This window comes from Streptomyces sp. NPDC003300 (assembly GCF_040610915.1).
Taxonomy (GTDB): Bacteria; Actinomycetota; Actinomycetes; order Streptomycetales; family Streptomycetaceae; genus Actinacidiphila.
The window spans coordinates 157,843-171,483 of the sequence record NZ_JBEXNE010000007.1 but is presented as its reverse complement, the minus strand read 5'-3'; the positions used below and the strand labels follow the sequence as shown (position 1 = coordinate 171,483).

12 protein-coding genes are annotated in these 13,641 nt (G+C 73.5%); 4 read left to right on the top strand and 8 right to left on the bottom strand.

Going from position 1 to position 13,641, the window contains the following annotated elements; translation table 11 throughout:
- The first annotated feature begins 40 nt into the window (after window positions 1–40).
- On the top strand, window positions 41–697 hold the full coding sequence (locus ABZX65_RS13395) for a hypothetical protein (protein ID WP_355337657.1): 657 nt from the start codon (window positions 41–43) through the stop codon (window positions 695–697).
- Between the two features lie 37 nt (window positions 698–734).
- On the opposite strand, the gene ABZX65_RS13390 is transcribed toward ABZX65_RS13395, so the two are convergent.
- The 3 genes from ABZX65_RS13390 to ABZX65_RS13380 form a co-directional block, all read right to left on the bottom strand.
- On the bottom strand, window positions 735–3,353 hold the full coding sequence (locus ABZX65_RS13390) for a PQQ-binding-like beta-propeller repeat protein (RefSeq protein ID WP_355337654.1): 2,619 nt from the start codon (window positions 3,351–3,353) through the stop codon (window positions 735–737).
- A 525-nt stretch (window positions 3,354–3,878) separates the two neighbouring features.
- Window positions 3,879–5,075 (bottom strand): acyl-CoA dehydrogenase, encoded by a 1,197-nt coding sequence (locus ABZX65_RS13385; protein WP_355337651.1) that lies wholly within the window; start codon window positions 5,073–5,075, stop codon window positions 3,879–3,881.
- Window positions 5,072–6,220: an acyl-CoA dehydrogenase family protein gene (locus ABZX65_RS13380; RefSeq protein WP_355337648.1), complete on the bottom strand. Its 1,149-nt coding sequence runs from the start codon at window positions 6,218–6,220 to the stop codon at window positions 5,072–5,074. The genes ABZX65_RS13385 and ABZX65_RS13380 overlap by 4 nt, the downstream gene beginning before the upstream one ends.
- 177 nt (window positions 6,221–6,397) lie before the next feature.
- Here ABZX65_RS13380 and ABZX65_RS13375 point away from each other — a divergent pair, with 177 nt between their 5' ends.
- A complete protein-coding gene (locus ABZX65_RS13375) occupies window positions 6,398–7,549 on the top strand; it encodes an acetyl-CoA C-acetyltransferase (RefSeq protein ID WP_355337645.1) in 1,152 nt (383 codons plus the stop codon).
- Between the two features lie 6 nt (window positions 7,550–7,555).
- Here the strand turns inward: ABZX65_RS13375 and ABZX65_RS13370 are convergent, their stop codons facing one another.
- From ABZX65_RS13370 to ABZX65_RS13350, 5 genes are all read right to left on the bottom strand, one after another.
- Window positions 7,556–8,347, bottom strand: a complete 792-nt coding sequence (locus tag ABZX65_RS13370; RefSeq protein ID WP_355337642.1) for a VOC family protein — start codon at window positions 8,345–8,347, stop codon at window positions 7,556–7,558.
- An 84-nt stretch (window positions 8,348–8,431) separates the two neighbouring features.
- Window positions 8,432–9,505 carry a nitronate monooxygenase gene (locus ABZX65_RS13365; protein ID WP_355337639.1) on the bottom strand — a complete coding sequence of 358 codons (1,074 nt, stop codon included), beginning with the start codon at window positions 9,503–9,505 and terminating at the stop codon, window positions 8,432–8,434.
- Complete coding sequence (locus ABZX65_RS13360; RefSeq protein WP_355337636.1) at window positions 9,502–10,317, bottom strand: CoA-transferase; 816 nt, start codon at window positions 10,315–10,317, stop codon at window positions 9,502–9,504. Before ABZX65_RS13360 ends, ABZX65_RS13365 begins: the two co-directional genes overlap by 4 nt.
- A complete protein-coding gene (locus ABZX65_RS13355; protein ID WP_355337633.1) occupies window positions 10,314–11,186 on the bottom strand; it encodes a CoA-transferase in 873 nt (290 codons plus the stop codon). Before ABZX65_RS13355 ends, ABZX65_RS13360 begins: the two co-directional genes overlap by 4 nt.
- Window positions 11,183–11,932, bottom strand: coding sequence for an enoyl-CoA hydratase family protein (locus ABZX65_RS13350; RefSeq protein ID WP_355337630.1), 750 nt, complete (start codon window positions 11,930–11,932; stop codon window positions 11,183–11,185). Before ABZX65_RS13350 ends, ABZX65_RS13355 begins: the two co-directional genes overlap by 4 nt.
- Before the next feature lie 111 nt (window positions 11,933–12,043).
- Here ABZX65_RS13350 and ABZX65_RS13345 point away from each other — a divergent pair, with 111 nt between their 5' ends.
- Together ABZX65_RS13345 and ABZX65_RS13340 are read left to right on the top strand one after the other, a co-directional pair.
- Window positions 12,044–12,826 carry an SDR family oxidoreductase gene (locus ABZX65_RS13345; protein ID WP_355337627.1) on the top strand — a complete coding sequence of 261 codons (783 nt, stop codon included), beginning with the start codon at window positions 12,044–12,046 and terminating at the stop codon, window positions 12,824–12,826.
- Between the two features lie 4 nt (window positions 12,827–12,830).
- Complete coding sequence (locus ABZX65_RS13340; protein WP_355337624.1) at window positions 12,831–13,478, top strand: TetR/AcrR family transcriptional regulator; 648 nt, start codon at window positions 12,831–12,833, stop codon at window positions 13,476–13,478.
- Window positions 13,479–13,641: the final 163 nt, after the last annotated feature.

Below are 13,641 nucleotides of genomic sequence, written 5' to 3'. Positions count from 1 at the left end.
CCCCGAGGGGGCTGAGCGAGCGAAGCGAGGCGACCACGAGATGTTCCGCACCGTCGTCGGGTCGCTTCTCGCCCTCATCGGAGCGGCGGGCGCCGTCTGGAGCCCCTTCCGTGCCTGGTACGGCGGCCGCCACGGCTCCGGCATCCGGGTCGACGACCTCTTCACCGGGGTCGGCGTGACGCCTGACAAGGCGGCCCTCCTCGGCTCCCTCTTCCTCCCCATGGCCTTCGCCGCCCTCCTCACCCTACTGGGCGTCCTCCTCCGCTCCCGCCTCACCCTCGCCCTCGCCGCCCTCCTCGTCCTCGGCATCACCATCCTCTGGATGGTCCGCCAGGGCCAAGCCTCCGGCTCCCTCACCGCCGGCGGCAACGGCCTCGACTACGGCGTCGCCACCGCCTTCGCCTCCGGCCTCCTGCTCCTCCTCGCCGCCGCCGTCCTCCCCGGCCGCCACCGGCCGCGCCGCGCCACGCCGGTTTTCGAGGAGCCCCGGTACGACGAGCCGACGTACGGCCGGTACGACGAACCCCGCTACGAGGAGGAGGAGACGGGGCGGGGTGCCCCCGCAGAACTGCGTCGACAAGTGGACGACGCCTACGACACGACCAGGCAGACGCAGTTCGAGGAGGTGCCCCGGCCCGGCACCGACGACCTGCCCAGCGGCGCGCAACCCCCGCCCACCAGCCCGCCCGGCGCCTGAGGGCATCAGCCCGCCCGGCGTTTGAGGGCCCACGGGCTCACGCCCGACGCGAAGTCGCCCCGGTCCCCTTCGTCGCGTCGAGCGCGTACACGCACCGGTCCTTCGAGCACGCGTACACCACCCCCTCCGACGTCACCGGCGACCCGGTGATCTCCCCGCCGGTCTCGAGCCGCCACCGCAACTGCCCCCCGGCCGCGTCGACCGTGTACAGACAGTGGTCCTTGGACCCGAAGTGCACCCGCCCGGCCGCCACGGCGGGCGAGCCGACAATCTCGTTCTGCGCCGCGAAGCGCCACCGCGGCGCGCCACTGACGGCGTCCAGCGTGTAGAGCGCGCTCCCCGCGCCGAGGTGCAGCGCACCATTGGCGACGATGACGGGTTCCAGCGACTGCCGCGGCTCGGTGGCGACGCGCCAGCGCGCGTGCCCGTCGGCGGGATCGAGGGCGTAGACGGTGCCGAGGTGGTCGGCGACGTACACGCCGCCGCCCGAGACGCCGGGCCCCGGCACGTGCGCGGGCGGCGAGAACATGACGGCGGGGGCGTCGAAATGCCAGCGCTCGGCGCCACTGCGGGCGTCGAGCGCGACGACCCGCGTCCCGGCGGTGAGGTGCACGATGCCGTCCGCGACGACCGGCCGCGTGGGCACGGAGCCCGCGACGCCGGGTTCGCCGACCGGGTACGACCACATCTCGGCACCGGTGAGGGAGTCAACGGCGTGCAGGTGGCCGCCGCCCTGGTAGTAGACGGCGCGGCTGAGGACGGTGGGCCCGGAGTCCGGGGACTCGAATTCGGTCTGGGCGCCCGACCGCTCCCAGCGCAGTCCGCCGCGCGCCGCGTCCCACGCCTGGATGCCGCCGCCGCGGGTGGCGGTCACGACCGTGCCGGAGTCGGCGCGCAGCGCGTACACCCAGCCGTCGATCGCCGTACGCCAGCGCTCGCCGCCGTCGACCGCGTCGAGCGCGAAGAGGCTGGGGCCGTCGGAGGCGTGGATACGGCCGCCGTCGACGGCCATCGTCCAGGCGACGTCGCGGGTCTTGAACTGGCGGCGCCCGCTGGCCACATCGAGCGCGTGCACCTCGAAGGAGGTGACGTAGAGGAGCCCGCCGGAGACGACGGGGGTGCCCCACACGTCGTTCGACATGCGGAAACGCCACGGCCGCCACTCGCCGGGAGCGGCGGCCTGGGACTGGAGGCCCGACTGGGCGCCGTGCTGGGCCTGCTGCGACTGCGGCTGTGATTGCTGCTGCTGTGACTGCTGCTGTTGTGACTGCTGCTGTGACTGCGGAGCCTGCTGCGCTTGCTGGCCCTGCTGCGCCGGGAGGGCGGCGGGGGCCTGGGCCGCGCCGCCGTTCGCCACGGCACCGGCGTTGGCGCCCGCGTTGGCGTTCGCGCGGTGCGCGCCCGCGCGGCGGCGTACCCAGTCCGTACCGGGCGCGGCCCCCGCCTTGTGGTCCGCGGCGTCCGCGACCCGCATCCCGGGACCGATCGGCGCGGAACCGGCGAGCTGTACGGGAACGGCGGAGGCGGGACCCGAGGTGGGACCGGAGCCGGGGCCCGCCGCGGGTCCGGCCGCGGGGCCGGATACGGGTACGGGCGCGCGGTGGTTGCCGCGGCCGTCGGGCGCGCCCGCGTGCGCCGGTGCGTTGTTCGGCGGCTGCTGCGGCCGGGGCGGGGAGTTCGGCGGGAGCGGCGGCGCGTTGCCGGGCAGTTGCGGGCCCGCGGCGTGCGCGCCCCGGCTGCCGCCCGCGGCGACGGCGGGCCGTCCGCTGCGGCGCTGCTCTATCAACGCGACCGCGCCGGGCGGCAGCCAGGCCGACGCCGTACCCGTGTCGTCGCCGCCGGTGGAGTACAGATGCGGTGCGAGCTGCGCCTGGAGGTCGGCGGGGGTGGGCCGCCGGTCCGCCTCCATCCGCATGCAGGACTCGATGAGCGGGCGCAGCTCGGGCGGCAGGCCGTGGAGATTGGGGCCCTCGCGCAGCAGCATGAAGACGGTCTCGACGGGGTTGGCGCCGTGGAAGGGCGCGTGGCCGGTCGCGGCGAAGACCAGGGTGGAGCCGAGCGAGAAGATGTCGCTCGCGCCGCGCACGCTGCGGGAGTCGCGGGCCTGCTCGGGCGACATGTAGGCGGGCGTGCCGACGGCCACGTTCGTCATGGTCAGGCGGGTGTTGGAGACGCCGGACGCGATGCCGAAGTCGATGACGCGCGGCCCGTCCTCGACGACGAGTACGTTCGACGGCTTCATGTCGCGGTGCACGAGACCGGCGGCGTGGATCGACTGCAACGCCTCCGCGATTCCGGCGGCCAGCCACCGTACGGCCTGCGCGGGCATCGGGCCCGCCTCGTTGACGATCTCCTCCAGCGACGGGGCCGGGACGTAGGCGGTGGCGAGCCACGGGACGGCGGCGCGGGGGTCGGCGTCGACGACGGCCGCGGTGTAGAAGCCGGAGACCGCGCGGGCGGCCTCCACCTCACGCGTGAAGCGGACCCGGAAGAGCTGGTCCTCGGCCAGTTCGGCGCGCACGGTTTTGATCGCCACGCGGCGGCCGGAAGCCGAGCGGGCGAGATAGACCAGCCCCATGCCGCCGGCGCCGAGCCGCGCCAGCACCTCGAAAGGGCCGATCCGTCTCGGGTCGTGCTGCGTAAGCTGCTCCACCACTGCCCTGCCACCTCCCCGTGCCCGCGTTGCCCGCGCTGTCGCGGCCTTACCCCGTGCTGCGCGCCGTACCGTCGTTCCGTTGTCGCTCTGCCGTCGTGCTGTTGCGCTGTCGTGCTGTCGTGCTGTGGTCGCTCTGCCGTTGTCGCCGTGCTCGTGCCGTGCTGTCGTGATCGAGCGCTTGCGCCCGCCTGTACTGCTTTGCCCGCTCTGCGCGCTCCGTACCCCGTTCGACCGGCCCAAGCGCCAGGGTACGGGCCTGATTCTTCCTGGGATGGGCGCCGGTTGCGAACCCGGGGCCGCCGCGACACGCCCGGAGAGCGAACTCGTTATCATCCGCCATTCGCACCGTCTCCGGCGCGCGGCGCGCCGAACGAGGCGTCCGGGAGGGAGGCATGGGACGCACGTGGCGCACCGGCGGCGTCCAAGTGCCGTACGGGGCGGGCGAGTCGGGGCCGGCGCCCGTGGACGGGGGCCGCGCGGGTCGGTCGCGGGGCGGTCCCGGGGCGGTCGCGGGGGCGGCGGGGTTCAGCGCGGCGGGCAGGACGGGGACGGGCCGCCCGGCGCGAAGAGGTCGGCCGCCACGGCGGCGCGATGCCGGGTGGAATCGCCCCACGCGGCGGAGAGCGCCCACACCCGGCGCAGCCAGAGCGAGAGGTCGTACTCGTCGGTATAACCGATCGCACCGTGCACCTGGAGGCACCCGCGCGCCGCTTTCCCCGCCGCCTCGTTCGCGAAGACCTTCGCCATGGCCGCGTCCCGCGCCGCACTGGGCAGGCCGTGGTCGTACGCGTACGCCGCCCGCGCCACCACAGGCCGCGCGAATTCCACGGCCAGCAGGACATCCGCCAGCCGGTGCTTCACCGCCTGCCGCTCGCCGATCGGCGACCCGAACTGCACGCGGCCCTTGGCGTAATCCACCGTCCGCTCCAGCATCGCCGCCGCCGCGCCCACCAGGTCGGCCGCCGCCCCGATCGCCCCGAGCCGCGCCGCCTTCCCGGCCGCCTCCCCCCACTCCCGCGCGAGCACCCGCCCGCCTCCGTCCGCCACACGCGCCAGGCCCCGATTCGGGTCGACCCCGGCAACGGGCGTACGCGGCCCGGCCCCCGCCTCCCGCAGCTCACCGTCTTCCGTGACCACCAGCACGTGATCAGCGTGGGCGGCGTGCGCGACAACGGGCTGACCTGCTGGTTCGGATACGGATACGGATACGGATACGGACGTGCGTACGGATGCGGGTACGGATGCGGACGTGGGTACGGGTCCCGGTGCCGGGTCCTGGGCGGGAAGGGACACGGCAACGGTCACCGCGCCCTCCGCCAGCCCGCGCAGCAGATCCGCCCCTTCCGACAGCCCCCCGAGCAGTTCCGCCGCGACCGCCGCCTCCAGCAACGGCTCGGGCAGGCACGCGCGGCCCGCCTCCTCGGTGAGCGCGACGAGCGCCTGCGCGCCCAGGGGCGGCTCGTCGAGGCGCCGCCCTCCGAGGTGCTGCCTGCCGGAACCGTAGCTGTCGGGACCGTAGTCGTCGGCACCGGGACCGGAACTAAGACCGAGGCCGCCGTACTCCTCGGGGACCAGCAGCCCGGTCGCCCCGATCCCGGCGAGCGCCCGCCAGCGGTCCCGCGAGAACCCGGCGCGCACGTCGGCCGGTGTGCAGCGCGCCGCCAGCAGCTCGCGGGCGGTGCGGGCGAAGAGGTGTTCGTCGGGCGTGGGCGCGAGTCTCATCGGCGGGGCTCCCGGGGGAGGCCGAGCAGCCGCTCGGCGATCACATTGCGCTGGATCTCGTTGGTGCCCGCGTAGATGGGTCCGGCGAGCGCGAAGAGGTAGCCGTCCAGCCACGGCCCGCACCGCTCCGCCTCCGCACCGAGCACGCGCAGCGCGATGTCGTGCAGGTCGAGGTCCAGTTCCGACCAGAAGACCTTGTTCAGCGAGGACTCCGGCCCGCTCTCCTTGCCCTCCCGCATCCGCGTCACCGTCCGGTAGGTGTACAGCCGGTACGCCTCCGCCCGCATCCACACGTCCGCCACCGCGTCCCGGTGCGGCGCCGCCTGTTCCGGGCGCAGACGGCACAGGTCGAGCAACCGGTCGGCCGCCGCCAGGAACCGTCCGGGGCTCCGCAGACTCAGCCCCCGCTCGCTCCCGGTGGTGGACATCGCGATCCGCCACCCCTCCCCCGCCTCCCCCAGGACGTCCCGGTCGGCCACGAACACGTCGTCCAGGAACACCTCAGCGAATCCGGCCTCCCCGTCGAGCTGCCGGATCGGCCGTACCGTCACGCCCGGCGCCGCCAGGTCGACCATGAAGTACGTCAGGCCGTGGTGCCGCCGCGAGTCGGGGTCGCTCCGGAAGAGGCCGAAGAGCCGGTGCGCGTAGGCCGCCCGCGAACTCCACGTCTTCTGCCCGCTCAGCCGCCACCCGCCGCGCGCCTCGTCCCGTACCGCCCGCGCCCGCAGATTCGCCAGGTCGGAACCCGCCTCCGGCTCCGACCAGCCCTGCGCCCACACCTCCTCCCCGCTGGCCATCGGCGGCAGCACCCGCGCCCGCTGCTCCTCCGTACCGAAGGCGAAGACGGTGGGCGCGAACAGGAAGATGCCGTTCTGCCCGACGCGCCCCGGCGCGCCCGCCCGCCAGTACTCCTCCTCGAAGATCAGCCACTCGTCCAGGCCGAGGCCCCTTCCCCCGTACTCCTCCGGCCATCCGACGACCGCCCACCCGGCCTCGTACAGCGTCCGCTCCCACTCCTGGTGCGCGCGGAAACCGTCCGCCGTGTCCATCGACGGCAGCGGCTCACGCGGCACCCGACGGGCGAGCCAGTCCCGTATCTCCCGCCGGAACGCGTCCTGTTGAGCACTGAAGGAAAGGTCCGTCACCGCGCTAGGATAACCGACTATCTGACGGATCGTCAGATCCCGGTACGGCCAGGACGCACCTCATCGCACGCCACCGCGCCCTCACCTCAAGGCACGTCACCTCACATCGCCTCACCTCTCTCATCACCCTCACGTCACCTCTCGTCACCTCCCAGCCCTGCGAGAACGGAGCCCCCGATGCCCGAGGCCTACATCGTCGAAGCGGTACGCACCCCCGTCGGCCGCAAGAACGGCGCGCTCGCCCCCGTCCATCCCGCCGACCTCGGCGCCCATGTGCTGACCGCCCTGGTCGAACGCGGCGGCTTCGACCCCGGCGCCGTCGAGGACGTCGTCTTCGGCTGCGTGGACGCCATCGGCGGCCAGGCCGGTGACATCGCCCGCACCTGCTGGCTGGCGGCCGGACTGCCCGAGCACGTACCGGGCGTGACCGTCGACCGGCAGTGCGGCTCCTCCCAACAGGCCGTGCACTTCGCGGCGCAGGCCGTGCTGTCCGGCACCAGCGACCTGGTCGTGGCGGGCGGCGTCCAGAGCATGTCCCGGATACCGATCGGCGCGGCCATGGTGGTGGGCCGCGAGTACGGCTTCACCGATCCGTTCTCCGGGTCCACCGGCTGGCGCGCCCGCTACGGCGACCAGCCCGTCAGCCAGTTCGGCGGGGCCGAACTCATCGCCCGCGACTGGGACATCAGCCGCGAGGACATGGAGCGCTTCGCCCTGGAGAGCCACCGTCGCGCCCTGCACGCGCTCGACAGCGGCTGGTTCGCCCGCGAAACGGCCGCCCTCCCCGAACTCGCCACCGACGAGGGCCCCCGCCGCGACACCTCGGCGGAGCGGATGGCCGCCCTGCCGTCGATCGTGCCCGGCGGCCGGCTCACCGCGGCCCTGTCCTCGCAGATCTCCGACGGCGCCGCCGCGCTGCTCGTCGCGAGCGAACAGGCGGTGCGCGACCACGGCTTGACCCCCCGCGCGCGGATCCACCATCTGTCCGCCCGCGGCTCCGACCCGATCCGCATGCTGACCGGGCCGATCCCCGCGACCGAACACGCCCTGGCCAGGACGGGCATGTCCATCGGCGACTTCGACGCGGTGGAGGTCAACGAGGCGTTCGCGTCCGTGGTGCTGGCCTGGCTGAAGGAGACCGGCGCCGACCCCGACGTGGTCAACCCGTGCGGCGGCGCCATCGCCCTCGGCCACCCGCTGGGCGCGACCGGCGCCCGGCTGATGACCACCCTGCTGCACCACCTGGAGCGCACCGGTGGCCGCTACGGCCTCCAGACCATGTGCGAGGGCGGCGGCCAGGCCAACGTCACCGTCATCGAACGGCTCTGATCCGGCTCACGCGCCGGGTATCGAGCCACTCCTGCGCGTCACGTCGATGATCGCGAACCTCGCGCCCTGATCGTCGGCGACGACGGCCATCCGTCCGAACGGCGAGTCCTCCGGCCCCATGACGACCCGTCCGCCGAGCCGGCCCACGGTGTCGGCGGCGGCGTCGCAGTCCGCGACCACGAAGTAGACCTGGAAGGCGGGCGGCTCGTCCCCGCCGCCGGACGCGCTGTTCATCCGGCCGGCGAGCTGGCCCTCGGGGTCGCCGGGGCGGGACCACACCTTGTAGTCGAAGTGGACGCCGTCACCGACCTGCACGCCGTCGTAGCCGAACACCGTCTCGTAGAAGGCGTCGACCGCCGCCGCGTCCCGCGTGTGGTTCTCGGTCCAGCAGTAGGCACCGGGCACGTTGACCACGTCGAATCCGGGGTGGCCGCGGAGCTGGAAGGCGCCGAAGAAGGAGCCGCCCGGGTCGACGGCGCCGACCAGCACACCGGTGTCGCCGATCTCGTCGGGGCCGAAGACGACGTGCCCGCCCGCCTCGGTGATCTTGGCCGCGGTCTTCGCGGCGTCCGCGGTGGCCAGGTGTATGCCCCAGGCCGTGGGCATCGACTCGTCCATCTTGCCCATCAGGGCCGCCGCGTTCTTCCCGTCGAGCTTGGCCAGCGTGTAGTGCCCGAACTGCTCGCCCTGGTCCTCGAACGTCCAGCCGAACAGCTCGCCGTAGAAACGCCGCCCGGCCGCGAGGTCGGGAAGCGAGACGTCGGCCCAACAGGGAGCGCCTTCACCGAATGCGGACATGAGCTGGTTCCTCTCGCGAATGTCTGGAATGCCACCGTAACCAGTGATCTTCCCGCCCGCACGAGAGAGAATTCGAACATATGGTCAATTCTTGAGACGGCCCAGGACTTCCTCGGTTTCGGCCATGATCCGGTCCACCAGCTCCGCGCACGAGGGCAGGTCGGCGATCACTCCCGCCACCTGCCCCGAGGCCATGACGCCCAGGTCAGCGCGCCCTTCGACCATCGCGGCGCGGAGCAGCACCGGGGTGTTCGCGGCCATCAGGACCTGCGGCCAGCTCAGCTCGCGGGCGCCGCGCATCGCCCGTCCCTCCCGGAGCATCGCGCGCAGCGGCGTCCCGGACAGCCGGGAGAAGCGGACGGCGTTGCGCAGCGCGCGCGGGTAGCGGGCGAGGGGGCCGCCGCGTTCCAGCGAGCGGACGAAGTCGGTGGCGAGGACGCGGTGCGGCACGCCGTCGACCTCGGTGGTGACGAGGGTGCCGGTGACGTCGGCGGCCAGGTAGCGGTCCTGGACGGCGCGCGGCACGGGCGCGTCGGAGGTCAGCAGGAAGCGGGTGCCCATCGCGATGCCGTCGGCGCCGTAGGCGAGGGCCGCGACGAGGCCGCGCCCGTCGAAGAAGCCGCCCGCGCCGACCACGGCCACCCCGCTGCCCCGCAGCGCGTCCACCACCTGCGGCAGCAGCAGCGTGGTCGGCACCCGGCCGGTGTGCCCGCCGCCCTCGCCGCCCTGCACGATCACCGCGTCCGCGCCCCACTCGGCGACCTTCTCCGCGTGCCGCCGCGCCCCGACCGACGGCACCGCGACCATCCCCTCGTCGTGTGCGGCGCGGATCAGCTCCCTGGTCGGCGCCTGGGCGAAGGACGCCACCCGTACGCCCTCGCGGCCCATCAGCGCGATCCGCCGTGCCGCGTCCGGCGCGTCGGCCCTGAGGTTGACCCCGAAGGGCCGTCCGGGGGCCGCCGCCTTGACCTCGGCGACGGCCGCGGTCAGTTCGTCGTACGACAAGGTGGCGGCGGCCAGTACGCCGAGGGCCCCGGCGTTGGCCGCGGCGGCGACGAGGCGGGGGCGGGCGACGTATCCCATACCGGTCTGCACGATGGGGTGGCGGATGCCGGTGAGGTCGGTGAGGCGGGTGCTCAGCGGACCGCCGGCGGTCATGCGGGGACCTCGCGGTCGCGGGCGGAGCGCGGGTCGAGGACGTCGCGCAGGACGCGCAGTTCGGCGTCGGTGGGCTGTCGGGTGGTGGGGACGCGGGCCGGGACGGTGAGGCGGAAGCCGGTCGCCGCTACGACCTGCTCCAGGGTGACGCCGGGGTGCAGCGAGGCGAGCCGCATGTGGTGGCCGGGTCCGCCGAAGTCCAGGACGCACAGATTGGTGACGACCGTGCGCAGACCGTGGAAGCGCGCGGCGCGGCCGACGGCGGCGGCGCGGTCGTAGCCGATGCCGCAGACGACGTCGACGCGCTCGACGAAGGCGCGCGGGGCGTGCCGGGGCACCCAGTAGCTGGTGGTGTGGTTGACGGTGTTGCCGGGGGCGCCGCGCGCGCCGAGGAGCTGCCGGGTGGGGCGGGCCCAGGGGCCGATGCAGGAGATGTTGGCGTTGCCGTACGCGTCGATCTGGCTGGGGCCCATCATGACGTGGCGCCGCCCGCGCGCGGCCAGGTCGAGGACCGCGCGGTAGGGCAGCCAGCCCTCGACGGTGAGCGCGTCGGGTGCTGCCCCGAGGGGGATGTCGCCGGCCAGCAGATAGGCCAGCCCGTCGCTGAGCACCAGGTCGGGGGCGAAGGTGGCGCGGGCGAGGCGGGCGCCGAGGGTGGGCACGACGCCCATCGGGCTGGCCAGGATCTCGCCGTCGCCGCGCCAGGCGTCGGCGCAGGCGGTGACGCAGATCTCGGCCCTGGTGGCGGGGGCGGTCGCCGCGGCGGTCGAGTCGTTCGGGGGCGCGGTCGGGCCGTTCGGGGGCGCGGTCATCGGGTCGCCTCCTCGCGGAAGTTATCCACAGCCTGTTGATAAGACGATTCATCCGTATGGGTGAGGAAGCGCTCGGCGAAGGCGGCCCAGGCCGCCGGGTCGGCCGCGGCGGTCGCGTAGGCGCGCTGGAACGGCTCGTCGCGGCCGTATTCGGGTGGGCACTCGGTGAAGTGCGCGCCGCGCGGCGCCTCGATCACGCCGTGGGTGAGGTAGCGGTGCAGGACGAGGGCGTGCACGCACCCCGCCTCCTTGAGCAGGTCGGCGGTGGGCACGACGCGTTCGGCAGACACATAGGCGGCGTCCGCGGCCTGGCAGAACAGGTCGTCGAAGAACTGGTCGGGCCCGGTGAGTGCGGCGCTGCCCGCGGGGTCGGCGAGGTTGGCGTGCACCAGGGCGGCGTCCAGCCGCAGCGGCGGTACGGCGACCACCTCGTCCCCGGTGCCGTAGGGGTCGGGGAGCACCCGCAGCTCGGGCGCGTACCGCAGCACGTCGGCGCCGAGCCCGGCGCGTACCGGCATGAAGGGCAGCCGCAGGGCGGCGGCGCGCAGCCCCGCCAGGAACATGCCCTCGTCCATTTCGAGCGCCTTGACGGTGCCGTTCTCGCGGGCGGCACGGAAATGCGGCTCCAGGGGGACGGAATCGAGGGTGACGAAGCCGTAGACGACCTTGCGGACCTTGCCCGCCGCGCACAGCAGGCCGACGTCGGGGCCGCCGTAGGAGACCAGGGTGAGGTCGGTGAGCGGGGAGCGGAGGATCGCGCGCACCAGGGCCATCGGTTTGCGGCGCGAGCCCCAGCCGCCGATGCCGAGGGTCATGCCGTCGGCGAGGCGCGCTATCGCCTCGTCGGCGGTCATGCGCTTGTCCGTCATCCGGCGCCTCCCTCGGTGAAGGCGTCGCGCAGCCGGTCGCCGACGCCCGCCAGGTTGAGTTCGAAGGTGAAGCCCTGCTCGTAGCGGTAGGAGCGCTTGACGTCGACCGGGTCGATGCCGTTGAGCGACTGTTTCGCGGCCCTGACCACCTGCGGGTCCTTGGCGGCGACCGCGGTGGCGATCTCGACGGCTGCGTCGCGCAGACGATCCCTGGGGGTGAGCGCGAGGACCGTGCCGTAGCCGTGCAGCTCGGCGGCCGTGGCGTTCTGCGACGTGTAGACCATGTGCCGCATGCGCTGCTGCGGTACGAGCCTGGCCAGGTGCGTGGCGGCGCCGAGCGCGCCCCTGTCGACCTCGGGCAGGCCGAAGTACGCGTCATGGGAGGCGATGACCAGATCGGCGTTCCCGGCCAGACCGATGCCGCCCCCGAGGCAGAAGCCGTGCACAGCGGCGATCACGGGGACCTGACAGTCGTAGACGGCGGAGAAGGCGGCGGCGCATCCGGCGTTGGCGCCGAGCAGCGCGTCGAATCCGGCGGTGCTCTGCATCTCCTTGAGGTCGACCCCCGCGCAGAATCCGCGGCCCTCCGCGCGCAGGACCACCGCCCGCACCTCCGGGTCCGCACCCTGCGCGGTGAGCGCGTCGGCGAGTGCGAACCAGCCCTTCACGTCGATCGCGTTGACCGGCGGCGCGTCGATCACCACTTCCGCGACGCCGGTCCCGGGGCGTGCCACCTGTATCGCCATGCGCCGTCCTCCGCCCGCTCGTTGGCCTTTTACGGATGTACGGATCCGGATCCCGACCGATGTCCGGCACGAATCTGACGGATCGTCAGTTCCTCTGGCACGATAGCCCACGTGACGGACGACCTGGAAGGGCGAGTGGCGGTCGTGACCGGCGGCACCCGCGGCATCGGCCGGGGCATCGCCGAGGCGCTGGCGGCGGCCGGCGCCCGGGTGCTGGTGTGCGGGCGCACACCGCCCGCGGACCTGCCGCCCGGTGTCGCCTTCCGGGTCGCGGACGTCCGCGACCCCGAGGCGGTGCGGGCGCTCTTCGCGCACGTCGCCGAGGCGTACGGGCGGCTCGACCTGCTGGTGAACAACGCGGGCGGCTCCCCCGCCGCCGACGCCGCCACCGCCTCGCCGCGCTTCTCGCGGGCGGTCGTCGAGCTGAATCTGCTGGCGCCGCTGTACTGCGCGCAGGCCGCGTACGCCCTGATGGCCCGCCAGCCGGACGGCGGCTCCATCGTCAACATCGGCAGCGTCAGCGGCAGCCGCCCCTCGCCGGGAACCGCCGCATATGGCGCCGCCAAAGCGGGCCTGGCCTCTCTCACCCGCTCGCTGGCCGCCGAGTGGGGCCCCGCGATCCGGGTGAACTGCCTGGTCGTGGGCTTGGTGCTGACGGACCGCTCGGCGGCGCACTACGGGGAGGGCGACCCCGCCGTACAGCGCGCGGTGGCAGCCGCCATACCGCTGGGGAGATTCGCGGAACCGGCCGACATCGCCGGTCCCGTCCTCTTTCTGGCCTCCTCGTCAGCACGCTATGTAACCGGTGCTGAGCTGCATGTTCATGGTGGCGGTGAGCTGCCTCCCCATTTGCAGGCGGCCGAATCGCGCGCTGATCACCCGTCGGTAAACTGACGGCATGACAGGACAAGTTCGCACCGTCGACGGCCGTGTTGCCGGTCGCCGCGGGCAGGCGACGCGGCAGAAGCTGCTCGACTGCCTGGGCGAGATGCTCAGCACGTCGCCGTACCGGGACGTCAAGGTCATCGACGTCGCCCGGATGGCGGGCACCTCCCCCGCAACGTTCTACCAGTACTTCCCCGACGTCGAGGGCGCCGTTCTCGAACTCGCCGACGAGATGGCCAAGGAGGGGGCGGGCCTGACCGAATTGGTCGCGGGCCGCTCCTGGGTCGGCAAATCAGGCGCCCAGGCGGCCGAGGAACTCGTCGACGGTTTCCTCTCCTTCTGGCGGAAGCACGACGCCATTTTGCGCGTCGTCGACCTCGGAGCAGCGGAAGGGGACAAGCGGTTCTACAAGATCCGCATGAAGATCCTCAACGCCGTCACCAATTCCCTGACCGACTCCATCAAGGACCTTCAGAGCAAGGGCAAGGTCGACAAGGAGGTCAGCCCGGCGGCCGTCGCCGGATCGCTGGTCGCCATGCTGGCCGCTGTCGCCGCTCACCAGAAGGGCTTCACGAGCTGGGGCGTCAAGCAGGCCGAGCTGAAGCCGAATCTCGCGCTGCTGGTCCACCTCGGTGTGACCGGAAAGAAGCCCGCCAAGTAGCGGACGCGGCACGCACCGCTTTGCGCGTTGACGTTTCGCCGTCCTGCCAGAAAGTCACGCCCTGACGCGGGCGCCGCACAGTCCTCGGGGGAGGTACGCGGCGCCCGCGTCTTCGTGTGGGTGACGGCACGGATTCCCGGCTTCGTGTACGCGCTCCCGCGTG

What these genes read in the sequence shown, in the direction of transcription:
- ABZX65_RS13395 (WP_355337657.1), top strand. Translation starts at nt 41, where the DNA reads ATGTTCCGCACCGTCGTCGGGTCGCTTCTCGCCCTCATCGGAGCGGCG.
- ABZX65_RS13385 (WP_355337651.1), bottom strand. Translation starts at nt 5,075, where the DNA reads ATGAGACTCGCGCCCACGCCCGACGAACACCTCTTCGCCCGCACCGCC.
- ABZX65_RS13375 (WP_355337645.1), top strand. Translation starts at nt 6,398, where the DNA reads ATGCCCGAGGCCTACATCGTCGAAGCGGTACGCACCCCCGTCGGCCGC.
- ABZX65_RS13370 (WP_355337642.1), bottom strand. Translation starts at nt 8,347, where the DNA reads ATGTCCGCATTCGGTGAAGGCGCTCCCTGTTGGGCCGACGTCTCGCTT.
- ABZX65_RS13365 (WP_355337639.1), bottom strand. Translation starts at nt 9,505, where the DNA reads ATGACCGCCGGCGGTCCGCTGAGCACCCGCCTCACCGACCTCACCGGC.
- ABZX65_RS13360 (WP_355337636.1), bottom strand. Translation starts at nt 10,317, where the DNA reads ATGACCGCGCCCCCGAACGGCCCGACCGCGCCCCCGAACGACTCGACC.
- ABZX65_RS13355 (WP_355337633.1), bottom strand. Translation starts at nt 11,186, where the DNA reads ATGACGGACAAGCGCATGACCGCCGACGAGGCGATAGCGCGCCTCGCC.
- ABZX65_RS13350 (WP_355337630.1), bottom strand. Translation starts at nt 11,932, where the DNA reads ATGGCGATACAGGTGGCACGCCCCGGGACCGGCGTCGCGGAAGTGGTG.
- ABZX65_RS13340 (WP_355337624.1), top strand. Translation starts at nt 12,831, where the DNA reads ATGACAGGACAAGTTCGCACCGTCGACGGCCGTGTTGCCGGTCGCCGC.